Here is a 14,400-nt window from a genome sequence, read left to right on the forward strand (position 1 = left end):
TACCGCTTCCCGCCCCACCCCACCGTCCCTCCTTCGAGTGAACGGGCCGTACGCGCCGAGCACACCCGCGTGTGACGGCGCGGTCGTCTTGCACGCTGGGCAGGCCCTCTGGACCGGCCCGCCGGACCCGCCCCCGGACCCGGCCCCGCCGCCGGTCGACACCCCGGGGCCGTGGACCGCCGGGCCGACCCGGTCTCCGGCCCGGTACCCCGGCCCTCCTCCGAGGTGGTGCGTCCCATGCTCCGTTCGCTCCTCGCCCTTCCCTTGATGGCAGCCGCCGCCGGCGGTGTCTGGCTGGCGCGCGGCGCCCTGCTGCGCTGGCGCGACCTGCGGGCCGCCGAGACCTACGAGCTGACCGGCGACCAGCGGCCGATGCTGCTGCGTGCGGCCGGTGCGATGGCGTGCGGGGTCGCCGTCACCGTGCTCACCGTGCTGACGGCCTTCGGGGCGTTCGGGACGCTCGCCGGTAGCGGGCGCGACCGCTCCGCCGAGGCCGCCGCCCGGGCCGCCGCCGAGGAGGCGGGCGCCGCCTCCGGCGCGTGGCAGGCCGCCCCGCCGACCGACACCCCGGCCGCCGCGAACGCCGTGCCCGCGGCCGCGGCCCCCGCCCCGGCCGCCCCCGTGGTCAGCCGCTTCGACAGCGTCGGCCACCCCGGCGGCGGCGAGCTGCTGCAGTCCGCTGTCCCGGGCCCGGACGGGCACCCGCGCAACCTGCGGGTCTGGCTGCCCGCCCAGTACGCCAAGGACCAGAACGCCCGCTTCCCGGTGATCGTGATGCACGCCGCCACCCCGCGGAAGACCGCCGACACCGAGGTCCCGGACGTCTTCGAGGGCCTGGCCTCGGCCGTCCAGACCGGCAAGGCCAAGCCGTTCATCCTGGTCGCCCCCGAGGCGCCGTCCGGCACCGCCCACCCGTGCGAGCTGCTCGCCGCAGCCCCGCAGGCCGTCGCCGACGACGCGGCGCTGCGCACCACGGTCGCGGCCACCTTCCGGACGCTGCCGCCCGGCCCGGCCTCGTGGGCCGTCCTCGGAGTGGAGAGCGGCGCGCCGTGCGCGGTGGCCGCCGGCCTCGGCCGTCCGGACCTGTACGGCGCCGCCGCCGCGGTCTCCGGCCGGTACGACGCGCCGGCCCTGGCCAGGACCGGCGCCGACGCGCCCGCCCCGGGTGCCCAGCCCGGCGCCGCCACCGCCGTGCCGCGGCTGCTGCTCGCCGCGGCCAAGGCGGACTCCGCCGGGATCGACGCGGCCCGCAAGCTGCAGACGGCACTGCGCGGCGGCACCGGACCGGTGGCCCGGGCCGACGTGCGGATCTCCGACAACGTGCAGGACTTCGCGCCGGACCGCGAGCGGCTGCGGCTGGTCCGGCAGGCCGTCCAGTACCTGGGCGACACGCTGACGAAGGCGTCCTGAGCAGCCCCGTCACCGGGGACTACGCTTTCCCGGTACCCCGGACGGGCCGGGCAGGCGCCCCGGCGGGCGTCCGGGCCCGGCACCGGGCAGGTCGGGGGATCGATCCGAGGGGGACGAGGAGATGCGCGACCGCAGCGGCACGTACGGCGGTGATCGCGGTGACTGCGGTGACTGCGGTGACCGTGGCGACTTCCGGGGCCGTGGTGACCTCCGGGACCGCGGTCGCCCGGGCCGTCGCGGCTCCCGGCGCCGGGGTCCGGCGGCGGTGGCCGCGGCGGTGGCCGCCGGGCTGGTGCTCGGCGGTTGCACCTCCGGCGGCGGCCCCGGACCGTCGGCGGGTGCGTCCTCCTCCGCCGACCTGACCGCCGGTACCACCGGCGCCCCCTCGGCCGCCGCCGCCGGCGCGCCCACCGCATCCGCCACGGCCACCCCGCTGGAGCCGCTGCCCGCCGCGACTCCCGCCGCGCTGGCGCCCTACTACACGCAGAAGCTCAGCTGGCAGCCCTGCGACGGCACCTTCGAGTGCACCACCTTCAAGGTGCCGCTGAACTACGACCGGCCCGCCGACGGCGACCTCACGCTGACCGCGGTCCGCAGCCCGGCCCGCGGCGGCGGCTCCACCGGTCGGCTCGGCTCGCTGCTGCTCAACCCGGGCGGCCCCGGCGGCTCGGCGGTCGACTACGTCGAGGCCGTCGCCGGCACCTACGACAGCGGGGTGCACGCCGCGTACGACCTGGTCGGCCTCGACCCGCGCGGGGTCGGCCGCAGCGCCCCGGTGACCTGCCTGAACGGCGAGCGGATGGACGCCTACACGACCACCGACATCACCCCGGACGACCAGGCGGAGGTCGACGCCCTGGTCGCGGCGGACAAGGAGTTCGCGGCCGGCTGCCAGGGCAGTGCGGGCGCCCGGCTCGGCCACCTGTCGACGGTCGAGGCCGCCCGCGACATGGACGTGCTGCGCGAACTGCTCGGCGACCCCAAGCTCAGCTACCTCGGCAAGTCGTACGGCACCTTCCTCGGCGCCACCTACGCCGGGCTCTTCCCCTCCCGGGTCGGCCGGATGGTGCTGGACGGCGCGATGGACCCGTCCCTGGACTCGGTCAGCGGCAACCGCACCCAGGCCGGCGGCTTCGAGACCGCCTGGGCCGCGTTCGCCGCGGACTGCGTGGCGCGCAAGGACTGCCCGCTCGGCGGCGACGAACAGGCCGCGGGAGAGGCGCTGGGCGAGCTCCTGCGGTCGATCGACGCCGCGCCGCTGCCCACCACCGACGCCGGCCGCAGGCTCACCGAGGCGCAGGCCACCACCGGCGTGATCCAGGCGATGTACGCCGAGTTCCTCTGGCCCCGGCTGCGCACCGCGCTCGCCGACGCCCGGGCCGGCGACGGCACCGGGCTGCTGAAGCTCTCCGACTCGTACTACGACCGCAGCCCGGACGGCACCTACCCCAACCTGATGTTCGCCAACATGGCGGTGAACTGCCTCGACCTGCCCGCGCCCTTCGCCGACCCGGAGGCCGTCCGCCGGGCGCTGCCCGACTTCGAGCGGACCTCGCCGCACTTCGGGAAGAACATGGCCTGGATGGCGCTGGCCTGCGGCTACTGGCCCACCCCCGCCACCGGCGCCCCGCACACGATCCGGGCGGCCGGCGCCGCACCGATCGTGGTCATCGGCACTACCCGCGACCCGGCCACCCCCTACGCCTGGGCGCAGGCGCTGGCCGACCAACTGGAGTCCGGCCGCCTGCTGACCTACGACGGCGACGGCCACACCGCATACGGGCGGCGCGACCCCTGCGTGGACACCGCGGTCAACCGCTACCTGCTCGGCGGCGCCGCACCGGAGGACGGCAAGCGCTGCGCCTCGTAGGCGGGGTCCGGGGTCCGGCTGCTTCCGCCGGATAGTTTTCGCTTCAACCGCCGTGCGGTACGACGTTACGATGATGCACCCCCGCACCCCGGGGGTCGCCCCGGCCGCCCGGCCGCGCCCGGGGACGCCCCGGACCGACCCTCACCGGAGTGCCTCGTGCTCGGAGTCAACGACCTGGCGACCTACGTCCTCGGCGCCCTGGTCATCGTCCTGCTGCCCGGCCCCAACTCGATCTACGTGCTGTCGGTCGCCGCCCGCAAGGGCGTCCGCACCGGCTACAGCGCGGCGATGGGCGTCTTCGTCGGCGACTTCACCCTGATCAGCCTCACCGCCCTGGGCGCCTCCTCGCTGCTGGAGGCCAACCCCGCCGTCTTCGCGGTGGTGAAGTTCGGCGGCGCCGCCTACCTGCTCTGGATCGGCATCGGCATGCTCCGCGCCGCCCGCGCCCTCTGGCGCGAGCGCCACACCGCCCCCGACGCCGAGGCCGCCACCGAGACCCCCGAAGCCACCGAGCGCCCGTTCCGCCGCGCCCTGCTGATCAGCCTGCTGAACCCCAAGGCCATCCTCTTCCTGCTCTCCTTCTTCACCCAGTTCGTCGACCCCGGCTACGGGCAGCCCGTACTCTCCTTCGCCCTCCTCGGCGGCATCCTGCAGACCTTCAGCCTGCTCTACCTCTCCACCCTGATCTTCGCGGGCACCACGCTCGCCACCGCCTTCCGCCGCCGCAAGCGCCTCTCCGCGGGCCTCACCAGCGGCGTCGCCGCCCTCTTCGCCGGCTTCGCGGCCAAGCTCGCCGTCACCTCCGCCTGACCCCCACCCGCAAACCGGGTACGGATCACCCCGCGAACCTGTGTAGACTGGCCGCCGTTCCCACAGCACGTGGCAACGGCGCCGCCTTAGCTCAGTTGGCCAGAGCAACGCACTCGTAATGCGTAGGTCGCGGGTTCGAATCCCGCAGGCGGCTCAGAGAAGGCCCAGGTCACATATCCCGTGACCTGGGCCTTTTGCTGTTTCGGTGAGTGCGGGCAGGCGTCAGCGACGCGCTACAGGATCGCTTGCGTGAGCAATGCGTGAGCGCGGGCGTCGACGCCTTCTTCGCGGCCTTCTCCGCGTTAGGGCCACCTTGGCGTGACCTCCGCCTCGGAGGATAGAGCCCCTGGGGCGTCCGGGGTGCCCTCCGGCTACTGGCGTGCATCGACCTGGATGACGGCGTGGCGGCCGTTGGTGCGCCAGAGCGTCCCGCTGCTGTCGAGCCGGGCGAGGGTTTCGGTGCCGAGGCCCACGATCACATCGGACTTCAGTGTCCGCAGGGCCGCGACGGGCGTCGGGAAGTGGTCGGCCGTCTCAGCGAAGGGGGTTGTCGGCGGCCAGAGCCGGTCGCCGACCAGACGGCGGTAGTTGAGGTCACCCTTGAGGATCGTCATCGCCGCACCGGTGAACTCGGCCCGGAGGTCGGCAGGCATGTCGTGGAACGGCAGTGGCGCGCAGAAGAACGGGTGCGTGTGGACCACGAGCGTCCCGTTGTTCATCGCCCGCCACAGCCGCCCGCCGACCCCCGCGGCAGCCTGAGAGGGCGCGGAGCGCAGGCGCTCGACCGAGGCGAGGACATCGGCCATTGTCGCGTCCGACACGAAGTACGGCTGCGGCTTCACGTACAGGACGACCTTCACCGCCGGGCCGCCGCACAGGAGGTGGTCGATCAACACGAGGTCCGGCAGCAGCTCCCTGCCGGCGTTGTCCGCGACGACGCAGATCCGCCCGCCCCTTGCGCGTTCCAGCTCTGCCCAGAGCGTCGTGCTGTCGTCGGTGACCAGGTCGGACGCGGCCTGCCCGTCGGACCCCGCGGTGATCTGGAAGCTCAGGTCCGCGCGGTTGCCCCAGAGGGCGGACGACAGCAGCGCCTCTGCCCGACGTGCCTCGGGCAGGTCGTCGAGCTTGCTCAGCGCAGCCAGCTCGTCGTCCACCGCCGGTCCGGCCAGCTCGGCGTTCTTGAACGGCGCGAACGGGTCGACGCCCTGCCACGCGCCGGGCCGGAAGTACCCGATGGCGTCGAGCAACCGGCGATAGAAGTAGCTCTCCGCCCACAGGAACGGCGCCTCGCCCCAGGGCCGGCCCCACAGGCCGGTGCCCCACTCCAGCCACTGCGCTGCGTCCGGCGCGTCGTCGCCCAGCGGCTCCAGGACGCCGGTGGTGCTCTCGACGAGGAGCCGCTCCACCGCCGCCCGCTGGGCGGGGCCGTACGGCAGCGCGTCCAGGACCTGCCGGACGAGCTTCGGGTGACGCTCGTGGAACACGCCCCAGGCGAAGGACCTGGGGACGTTGCTGCGGATCACGGGGGCGGTCGGCACCTGGTTGCTCGTCTCTCTCGTCATGGGCGGTCGGTCGGGAGGCCCAGGGGCTCGATACGACCGTCGCATATCCGACCGCGCCGAGCTCGCCGTGGTGCGCCTCGGCTACGACGGGCTCCTGTCCGGAACAACCTGGAAGCAGGTCAACGGCCGTGCGGGCGCTCCACGAGCTGGTGGACAGAACCCGTACGGCCGTCGCCGTCGAAGTTTGATCAGCGACCGAGGGCGGCATCCAGGTACGCCTGCACCGGCTCGAACAGCCCGTACGGCACGTATTCGGGGATCTCGGTGAGAGCCACCCACGCGAGCGCGTCCAGCTCTCTCGTGTCCGCGACGCAGGCGGTACCACTGACGATCTCGCAAGCCGTGTATGACATCCACCGGCCAGTCTCCGGGTGGACGCGCTCGCCGAGGACCTTGAGGGCAACCACACCGAGCCCCGTCTCCTCCGCAGTCTCGCGGACAGCCGCTTCCTCGGGAGACTCGCCGTCCTCGATCTTGCCTGCCGGAAACTGCCAGGAGAGCCGGCCCTCGCTGACCCGGCGCCGAACCATCAGGACGCGGCCTTCGTGGACCACGATCGCGGCGGCAATCCTTGGGCGCTCGTCCGCAGTCTGTCGCCTCACGTGCGCTCCTTCGAGAGCGGTCAGGATGGGGTATGAGGCACTTTGCCAAGGGGCGGGCACCGATCGGGCGGCCATGCGAGGTAGGCCGCAAAGGTCGTGTGCCTTGTCAGCCGACCGCCGTCCAACCCCATGGCCGTGGACCGTTCACTCCTTGCAGGCAGGCGAGACGGTAGTGGGCCTCCGCTCGGTGGCGGGCTGGATCGGCTGCCGCGTGCTGGAGGGCGAAGCAGGTGACCCGAAGTTCACGGATGTCCCGCAGCACCGGGTAGCCGTCCCAGGCTGTCACGTCGGTGCCGTACGCGTCGCAGAACGCCGCGTACTTGCTGTCCGAAACAGTGCCGAAGGTGCCGTAGCCGACGGCCGTGGCGGTGAGGTCCCATTCGGGAGGTCCCAAAGAGGTCCGCTCGAAGTCGAGCAGGTAGGTGGTGGTGGGCGTGACCGCGACATTGCCGCCCCAGGCGTCGCCGTGGATGACGCTTGCCGGCATTCCCGGCAGGAGGCTGGACCAGGCCGATTCGAGTTCGGCCAAGCGGTCGCGTAGCCACTGCCGCTGCTCGTCATCGAGGGTGGCCGCGCCGTCGATCCGGGCGGCTAGCCGGACGAACGGGTCGAGGTAGCCCAATGGGATGGCTGGGACGGGAAGTTCGTGGAGGCGTCGGAGGAGCGGCGCGATGTCGGCGGCGGTCCCTGGGCGGTGTGGGGGAAGTTCGTGCCAGAAGGTCACCGGGCGGCCGTCCACCTCCAGTGGCTCCTGCAGATGATCGAGCGGCTGTACCGCAGGCACCTCGCAGTCATGCAGCCATCTGGCGACGGCCAGTTCGCGGGCGGCGGCAGCTGCCTGCCCGGGCCGAGCGATGCGCGCCACGATCCGAGACGGCAACCGCCACAGCGCGTTCTCCCCGATCCGTATCGGTTCCGCCCCTGCCGCCGACAGTCCGGCGTCGGCACACGCCTTGAGCAGCAGTGCGTGGGACTCCTCGTTACGACTCACGTTGCCACCGTAGCGACGATCTGTTCCCGCAGGTCCCGGACGTCGGGGAGGTTGCGGTGGCGGTGGGCCACCCGGCCCAGCTCGGCCAGCTCGTGGTTTGCACGCAGCGAGCGGAGGTCGCTCACCTCGGCGAGAGCGGTGTGCCCTTCCGCCAGAGCCTGCTCGGGGTCACTGGCTGCCATCTGGAGCGTGGCCAGTTTGGTGCGGGAGAACGCGCGGGACCGGGCGAAGCCGTCGCCGTGACCGTCCACAGCGGTCTGCAGCCGTTGGAGTGCCTCCTGCGGCGGGTGGCCAGCGAGGGCAAGGTCGAACAGGGCGTGGCCGGTGTCGCCGTGGTGTTGGGCGCTGTCGTAGTACGCCATCCACGGCCCTTCGTTCGCCGTGATGATCGAGGCGAACGAGTCGTCGGAGTTGCCGATCGCGGTCAGGGTCTGCTGGGTTCGGCCCATCTTGGCCAGGGCCCGGGCGCGGGCGTTGTGGAGCATGGACTGTTCGGCGGGGGAGAGCCGGTCGGCGCGGGCAAGGCCGAGTTCCGCAAGCGTGAGGGCGGTGTCGGGGTCGCCGCGCCAGGTGGCCTGGCGAGAACGCAGGTTGTAGGAGATAGCCCGCAGCGGCCAGTTGTCCACTTCCTCGGCACATGAGGTGGCGAAGGCGAAGAGGCGGTGCGCGTCGTCGTGTGCGAAGGCGTCGAAGGCAGAGGCGCCGACCACGGTGGCCAGGCGGCTGGCGGCGGTGAACAGCTCGGCGCGCAGTGGGGCAGGGCAGCGGCTGTTCAGGAGAGCAGCAGCCCAGCGTAGTTGGGCGAGTGCGGTCTCGCGGACGACGCCAGCGCCGCCGTAGAGGTTGTCCCAGCTGCGCAGTGTGGTCGCTGCGGCGTGGACCTGTTCGACGTCTGCAGGTCGGACCACTGTGGGTACGGCGGAGGCTGGGGTGGAGGTCAACAGCTGGGCCAGTGGGCCTGCAGCGAGCGCTGCACTCGTCGCGGCAAGGAAGTTCCGTCGTTCCATGGGGTCGGACTCGTTCCACTCGAGAGCGGGCGGTGGCTCCTCCAGCGTGCCCCCGAGCAGAGCCCCCAGGGGAGCCCTTACTGGCCCAGCGGGCCGTCTGTCCATTTCCCTTGAGCGGTTGTCCATTTCGGACTGAGCCAGCGCCATGCTCCGCGACAGGACCCCGCCGGTGTCCAGGGCAGCGTCTAACGCCTGGGCATGGTGCGGCTTGCAGGGCCGTTCGGCCCGCTCGATCTTGCTGATCAGGTCCCCACTGAGGTGGACAAGCCGCCCGACCTCGTCCTGGCTCAGGCTCCGGAGCTCCCGCCAGTGCCGGAGCTCCGCACCGAACCAGTGGGCCGCGGACCGCGTGGGGTCCAGAGGCTTTGGTGGTCGCGGTATTTGGGCTCCCCGGGCGTCTCTTGTGGACAGCGGGCGCTGTCCGAATGCCGACACTGGCCGGGCGGCCCACCGGCAGGGCTGAATGTCTCCAAGCGTTCAGCACTCATTACACAACGCTACGGGTCTGACGTGCAGGTGTTCGGCGCAACCGCGCCACACCAGCCCACTCTTTGCCGGCCACGAAGGAGAAGCGCCGATGACATTCCCCTCGGACATCCTGAGCGGCGACGCCACGCTCCGACGAGACACGGACGCGGCTGTCGGCCTGCTCTACGTGGAAGAGACGACCAGCAGCGCGACGAGGGCCTCGGGCCTGCTCGCCGTGTGCCCGGGTACGGCCAGTAGGCATGCCCGCAGGGTGCTCGACCGGCGCCAGTCCGAGGGAGGCCAGTGCAGCGACGGCTGCGGTCCCTGGCCGTGCAACACCGTCGTCGACGCGGTCCAGGCCAGCGGCGGTGAGGAGTGAGCGCAACTTCTGTCCTCGCGCGCCGCATCACGCTCATCGGCACCGAGTGCGAGCACGTCCCGTCGGCCCGGGACGCGGTCGTCCGCATCGCCCGCTCCTGGGGGATCGCCGGGGAGGCGCTGGGCGACATCGCTCTGGTCGCGGAGGAGTTGCTCGCCAACGCCGTCGTCCACGCTCCGGGCAGGCTGCTGGTCGGGATCCACCTCTCCCCGGACGGCGACCGGGTCGTCGTCGAGGTCTACGACCCGTCGCGTCGGATGCCGGCCGGGGCCGTGAACTTCGGCAACAGCGAACTGACCAGCGGCAGGGGGATGCTGCTGATCGAGGGCCTGTCCGAGAACTGGGGCGCCGAGCCGACCACCCACGGCAAGAAGGTCTGGGCGGAGCTCGTCGTTCCCACCGTCGCGGTGCCCGAGCGCCTCCGCTCGGCACGCCGGACAGCACTGCTCGCGAGCCTGCTCCGTGCCGGACGCCCCCGACCGCGGACCCACACTCCCGCTCACCACGGCGCCCGCCCGCACCAGCGGTTCTCCCCGAGCCGCGCTCCCCACGCCCACCGACTCCGCCCGTACCGATGCAGGCACACCGGCCGGGCGGTGACGGGGCCGGTCGCCCTTTCCCCCGGGGGCGGCCGGCCCAACCCCAGGTGACCTGCCCGACACAGCCGTATCTGCTCCACCCCAACTCGGCGCTACGGAAGGATGGATGGATGAGCGACTGGGAGTTCGTGAAGGACAGAACCGCCACTCAAGGCGCGGTGTGGAGGTCCACCGACGGCCTGCTCTACAAGCGGACCGGCGGTGAGGATCTGCGGGTTGAGACCGAGTTCCAGCAGCTGGCCGCCGGCCTTGGTTACCCGGTGCCGGAGATCGTCGACAGCGGCTCAGAGAACGAGAGCTACTTCGTCATCGAGCGCGCCATCGGCGACAGCTCGCTTCACGAGGCGGCGCTGGCCGACGCCAGGCAGGACGGTCAGGTCAGCTACCAGGTGATCAGCACGGCGGCGGCCGTCGCATCGAAGCTCCTGCAGGCCCAGGCGAGGCACCCCCTCCCCGCCACGCCGTGGTTCGAGAAGGCGGCCTTCGCGGCAGAGGTGTTCGAGGAGAACCCGGACTTCGACACCCCGTGCGTCCACGAAGCGGTCAAGCACGCCCTCGACCGGCTGGCCCAGCTCCCGATGGTGCACGGACATCTCGACTACGGCCTGCCCAACGTCCTTCAGGCCGGCGTCATCGACTGGCAGCACCACGGACCGGTCCCGCTCGGCTACGACGTCTACCCCGCGCTCGACATCGTGGCCTTCAAGGGCGGAGGCAAGGGCTACAGCATCACCCCGGAACAGCGCGCCGCCTACACCGGCGCACTCGACGAGACCACCGCATCCCTGATCGGGCAGCGGGTGAGCGAGCATCTGGGCGACTTCCTGCTCGTCAAGTGCTTCTTCTTCCTCGCCCTCATGCGGCCCACCGACCCCACACGGCACGACAAGCACATCAAGTGGCAGTACCGCCGCACCCTCTTCACGATGGGACTTGATCAGTATGAGTCGTCCAACACGATCGACACCGGCACCTTCCCCACTCTGGAACGGTTCACCGCTGAACACCGGTAGGCCGGTTCCCACCGTTCGTGACCGCGACTACCTGATGGACCACCACGGAGTCGTCTTCAAGGTCATCGGCGACAGTCACCCCGGCAGCCACTACCTCGGCTACGTCAAGTACCACCCTGACGAGAAGGGCGACCGGCGGCTGTTCGGTCGGACCTACCGGCAGAACAGCGTCGTGTCGAAGTCCTTCGGCATCCTGGCCGGCAGGCCGGAGTGCTACGTCTACTCCGACACCCTCGGCTGCGTCATCACCGGCATCCCGCGCGAGGACGTGGCCGTCCACTACCCCTGCCGCCAGGCCCTCGCCGCCATCCACGAGGACCCCGGCGCGGTCGCCGACAACCCGGCCGGCAAGGACCTCCTGGCGATCGCCGGGTGGATTACCACGAACGGCGCCCAGGGCCTGATCGGCGTCACCGGCTCCTTCCTCGTCGGCTGCTTCAATGAGCGCTCCGACATCGACCTCGTCTGCTACGGACCGGAGGGCTACGAGGCCGCTCGGGAGCTGTTCCAGCAGGCCGACCTGATCCGTCCGTACGACGGAGACGACCTCACCCGGCTGTACATCCGCCGGGCCAAGTACATGGAGGGCAGCTCCTTCGACGCCCTCATCAAGCAGGAACGCCGCAAGCTCCAAGGCCTCACCGCCAATGCCGGCGCGCACATCAACTGCGAACCCATCCGCTCCGACCGCGACAAGACCTTCGCCCGGATCTCCTCCAAGGAGATCGGCGAGATCTCGCTCCTCGCCAAAATCACCGACCACGCCGAGGGCCTCACCACCCCTGCCGTCTACGGGATCAAGGTCAAGACCATCCTCAACTCGACCATCGACGAGGCCGACTCCTTCGCCCGCCGGATCACCCACATGCGCTCGTACCTCGGCGCCTACACCGGCGCGTTCCGATCCGGCGACACCGTGCACCTGGCCGGCAAGCTCGTCCACACCCAGGACGGCGAACACAGCGGCTTCGGCATCGAACTCACCCCCTGGACCGTCAGCGGCTCCTACGTCGCCAACCTCGCCGGATAGGACCCGCACCGTGACCCTGCTCGTCATCCGGCACGCCGAGTCCGTCGAAAACGCCGACAAGTACAACGGCTTCTACCAAGACCCCCGCCCATACAACGGAGCCGCCGCGCACGCCATCTCACGCACCATCGTCGGCCTCACCCCGCGCGGCTTCCGGCAGGCCCAGTGGCTCGCCGAGGTCCTCCCGCAGCTCGCCGGCCCCGAGCCGCACGTCTACACCTCGACCTACCGCAGGGCGATCGACACCGCCGTGATCGCCCTCCCCGCCCTGCCCGACGGGTGGCCCCAGCAGACCGTGCTCCTCGACGAGCAGCACTACGGCGACGCGACCTACATGACCAAGCGCGAGCTGTTCGACAGTTACCCCGAGCTTGCTGAGGAACGCCGCCTGCGCAAGCACGTCTGGACCGCGCCGGGTGGCGGTGAGTCGCTCGCTGAGGGCGTGCTCAACCGGGCCGCCGAGTTCGCTGCCCTCGCCCAGGCCGAACTCCAGGCAGCGCGCACCGTCGTCGCCTTCACCCACCAGACCGCCGCGGTGGCGCTCCGATCCCTGCTCGAATCCTGCACCTTGACCGAGATCCTAGGCGAGGAGCGGAAGGGCAAGATGCCCAACGCCGCGATCCTCCACTACGAACTGCGAGACGCCCGGTTCACCCGGACGGGAACCACCACCACCCCGCCGATCTAGGAGACGCCCGTGCGACACCTGTTCCTCAACGGGCCCGTCCAGAACGGGCCCTTCACCTTCGCCACCCGCCCCGGCAAGGCCGTGGGCATCCGACTCGCCGCCGCCCTCAATGCCATCCTGGGCTTACCCCCCGCACCTCACCTTTGGAACACCGTCACCCTCGCCGGAGACCTCCGCCACCGCCAGGCCGAGGGCCCAGTGATCCCCCGTCGGCCGTTCGAGGCCGGCCTGATTGCCGACAAGTACACGTCCGGACAGTCCCCGGTGGGCGGCATCCTGACCGACACCGACCCGGAGGTCGCCAACCTCGCGCTGGAGATGATCGAGAACAACCTCTGCGCAGGCACCCTCACCATCAGCCGCGAGACCGTCCCCACCTGCCGGGCCTGCGGTCACATGACCGGTACCGGCAGACACCCCTGCAACGCCTGCGGCAGCACCGACACCCAGGACCGCACTGGCCTCCACCTCGTCGCCGAACTCGCGCAGGACCGCCCCGTCCTCGACCGCTCCGACATCCACGCCAGCCACCGCCAGCAGCCCAAGCACCTCCAGAACACCGCCGGCAACGTCGCCCAGCGCCTGATCCTCTCCCGAACCCGCGACCACGGCATCGACCTCTCGCCTCTCGGCCTCAACGGCCTCGTCCTCGACCCGCGCGTCGGCCTCCACGTCACCGTCCTGACCGCAGCCCGAAAGAAGCAGGCGGATGTGGCCGTCATGACCATCACCCAGAACGCGGCCAACCACATCGCCGCCCACGGCCAGCACTTCCGCGAACACGACGGCACCCGTCTCCGATACGCCCTCCACGGACATCTTCCGTACGACCACACTGCCAGCCTGCAGCCGCTGCACAACGCGTACCGCGCCACCCAGGCGCTGAAGGACGGCTTCGAAGCATGGTTCCTCCCGATCTTCTCCATGAGGACCAGGACCGCAACTCGATCAGATCAGCTGCCTGCGCTCTTCAAGCACTACATGCGGGCACACCTGGCCCAACCCGCCGACGTCAACGAAGCCGTCCTCAACGCCGTTCAGCGCTCGGTCTCCGCCGGTGACACCGGCTGGATCACGGACAAGCAGGCGCTGGCCAACGTGATGGTTGCAGTGGGACAGCACCGGTTGCCGCTGCGGAAATCTGACAAGCCGCGCTCGCCCGCGACAACCAGGTGATCGTCGTCGTGGTCAGATCAGGGCGGCTGGGGTCTGTCACGATGCAGTCCCCAGCCGTTAAAGATTCCTAGATCTTCTTCTGAAGAGCAGGAATAGGGTCGCCTTGAAAAGCCTTTACTGCAGCTGCTTGTGATGTCTGTTCCAACGTGCGGAGTGCGCGATTTAGCTGCCCCGTGATGAGATCCATGCTTTTCAGGCTCTCATCGACGCGTCGGACGATCTCCTGTTGCTCCGCGACCGGAGGCAGCAAGAGCTCTGCATCCATGAGTGATCTCTGGTTCAGCTTCCGACGTCCCGTGGACCCCGATGTCAGGGGGATGAAGTCATAGAAGGATAGAAGGATATTGAGTGCCGCAGGTGAAATCTCGTCCGTGGTGCGAAGCACGTGGGCATGGTTATTAACCCAGGAAGGTCCAGAGATCAGGTAGGAAAATGGCTTGGTTCGACCAGTGAATGTTTCGTCCTCCAGACCAAGACGAGGGTCTCATCGAACAATGCTTCATCAATCCAGCCGACTTGCCCATTTGCACCATAATATGGGACAGGCCTAGGACGCTTTGCGCGTTCGATATTGTTTACCGGTTTGCGGAGTCGATCTAGACACTCAGCAATTTCTCTTACGCGAACAAGCTTCCAGCCGAAGGGGATCTCCTCGTCGGGCCCGTCTGTGCTTGCTCGCCTCCAATCCTCTGTGAGACGACCCGTGCACGCAGAGGAGTGCGGAGGGCCCCGACCGGGTCGCCGGTCGGGGCCTTCGTCGTTCTCCGGTCCCCCGTCGTCCGGGCAGGCGGCCGC

The 14,400-nt window shown here is 70.5% G+C and carries 14 protein-coding genes, 1 tRNA gene and 1 pseudogene; 10 read left to right on the forward strand and 6 right to left on the reverse strand.

All coding sequences use genetic code 11. The annotated features are described in order from the left end of the window. The first annotated feature begins 237 nt into the window (after positions 1–237). The 4 genes from ACWGB8_RS06290 to ACWGB8_RS06305 all read left to right on the forward strand — a co-directional run bounded on the left by ACWGB8_RS06290 (position 238) and on the right by ACWGB8_RS06305 (position 4,244). Positions 238–1,410, forward strand: coding sequence for a hypothetical protein (locus ACWGB8_RS06290; RefSeq protein WP_452210795.1), 1,173 nt, complete (start codon positions 238–240; stop codon positions 1,408–1,410). A 265-nt stretch (positions 1,411–1,675) separates the two neighbouring features. Continuing rightward, a complete protein-coding gene (locus ACWGB8_RS06295; protein ID WP_452210796.1) occupies positions 1,676–3,280 on the forward strand; it encodes an alpha/beta hydrolase in 1,605 nt (534 codons plus the stop codon). A gap of 156 nt (positions 3,281–3,436) precedes the next feature. Continuing rightward, on the forward strand, positions 3,437–4,090 hold the full coding sequence (leuE, locus tag ACWGB8_RS06300) for a leucine efflux protein LeuE (protein WP_452210798.1): 654 nt from the start codon (positions 3,437–3,439) through the stop codon (positions 4,088–4,090). A gap of 80 nt (positions 4,091–4,170) precedes the next feature. Next, positions 4,171–4,244, forward strand: a tRNA-Thr gene (locus ACWGB8_RS06305). A 217-nt stretch (positions 4,245–4,461) separates the two neighbouring features. On the opposite strand, the gene ACWGB8_RS06310 is transcribed toward ACWGB8_RS06305, so the two are convergent. From ACWGB8_RS06310 to ACWGB8_RS06330, 5 genes and pseudogenes are all read right to left on the reverse strand, one after another. After that, positions 4,462–5,652, reverse strand: a complete 1,191-nt coding sequence (locus ACWGB8_RS06310; RefSeq protein WP_452210799.1) for a damage-control phosphatase ARMT1 family protein — start codon at positions 5,650–5,652, stop codon at positions 4,462–4,464. 188 nt (positions 5,653–5,840) lie between these two features. Beyond that, a complete protein-coding gene (locus tag ACWGB8_RS06315; protein WP_452210801.1) occupies positions 5,841–6,254 on the reverse strand; it encodes an NUDIX hydrolase in 414 nt (137 codons plus the stop codon). Between the two features lie 106 nt (positions 6,255–6,360). Further along, the gene (locus tag ACWGB8_RS06320) at positions 6,361–7,245 is read right to left on the reverse strand and encodes a phosphotransferase enzyme family protein (protein WP_452210803.1); all 885 of its coding nucleotides are present in this window, start codon (positions 7,243–7,245) and stop codon (positions 6,361–6,363) included. Then, positions 7,242–8,153, reverse strand: coding sequence for a hypothetical protein (locus ACWGB8_RS06325; RefSeq protein WP_452210837.1), 912 nt, complete (start codon positions 8,151–8,153; stop codon positions 7,242–7,244). Before ACWGB8_RS06325 ends, ACWGB8_RS06320 begins: the two co-directional genes overlap by 4 nt. Before the next feature lie 267 nt (positions 8,154–8,420). Beyond that, positions 8,421–8,687, reverse strand: a pseudogene (locus ACWGB8_RS06330) (helix-turn-helix domain-containing protein); the annotation flags it as partial. A 142-nt stretch (positions 8,688–8,829) separates the two neighbouring features. Here ACWGB8_RS06330 and ACWGB8_RS06335 point away from each other — a divergent pair. Genes ACWGB8_RS06335 through ACWGB8_RS06360 form a run of 6 tightly spaced genes read left to right on the forward strand, consistent with a single transcriptional unit; the run spans position 8,830 to position 13,605 of the window. Further along, the gene (locus ACWGB8_RS06335) at positions 8,830–9,099 is read left to right on the forward strand and encodes a hypothetical protein (RefSeq protein ID WP_452210805.1); all 270 of its coding nucleotides are present in this window, start codon (positions 8,830–8,832) and stop codon (positions 9,097–9,099) included. After that, the gene (locus tag ACWGB8_RS06340) at positions 9,096–9,749 is read left to right on the forward strand and encodes an ATP-binding protein (RefSeq protein ID WP_452210807.1); all 654 of its coding nucleotides are present in this window, start codon (positions 9,096–9,098) and stop codon (positions 9,747–9,749) included. The genes ACWGB8_RS06335 and ACWGB8_RS06340 overlap by 4 nt, the downstream gene beginning before the upstream one ends. 59 nt (positions 9,750–9,808) lie before the next feature. Beyond that, the gene (locus ACWGB8_RS06345; protein ID WP_452210809.1) at positions 9,809–10,711 is read left to right on the forward strand and encodes a phosphotransferase; all 903 of its coding nucleotides are present in this window, start codon (positions 9,809–9,811) and stop codon (positions 10,709–10,711) included. A 34-nt stretch (positions 10,712–10,745) separates the two neighbouring features. Continuing rightward, positions 10,746–11,741, forward strand: coding sequence for a nucleotidyltransferase domain-containing protein (locus ACWGB8_RS06350; RefSeq protein ID WP_452210811.1), 996 nt, complete (start codon positions 10,746–10,748; stop codon positions 11,739–11,741). A gap of 10 nt (positions 11,742–11,751) precedes the next feature. Further along, the gene (locus tag ACWGB8_RS06355; protein WP_452210812.1) at positions 11,752–12,429 is read left to right on the forward strand and encodes a histidine phosphatase family protein; all 678 of its coding nucleotides are present in this window, start codon (positions 11,752–11,754) and stop codon (positions 12,427–12,429) included. A 9-nt stretch (positions 12,430–12,438) separates the two neighbouring features. Next, positions 12,439–13,605 (forward strand): hypothetical protein, encoded by a 1,167-nt coding sequence (locus tag ACWGB8_RS06360; protein WP_452210814.1) that lies wholly within the window; start codon positions 12,439–12,441, stop codon positions 13,603–13,605. A gap of 67 nt (positions 13,606–13,672) precedes the next feature. Here the strand turns inward: ACWGB8_RS06360 and ACWGB8_RS06365 are convergent, their stop codons facing one another. Beyond that, positions 13,673–14,074, reverse strand: a complete 402-nt coding sequence (locus tag ACWGB8_RS06365) for a restriction endonuclease subunit S (protein WP_452210839.1) — start codon at positions 14,072–14,074, stop codon at positions 13,673–13,675. Between the last annotated feature and the right edge of the window lie 326 nt (positions 14,075–14,400).

The organism is Kitasatospora sp. NPDC054939 (genome assembly GCF_053610105.1).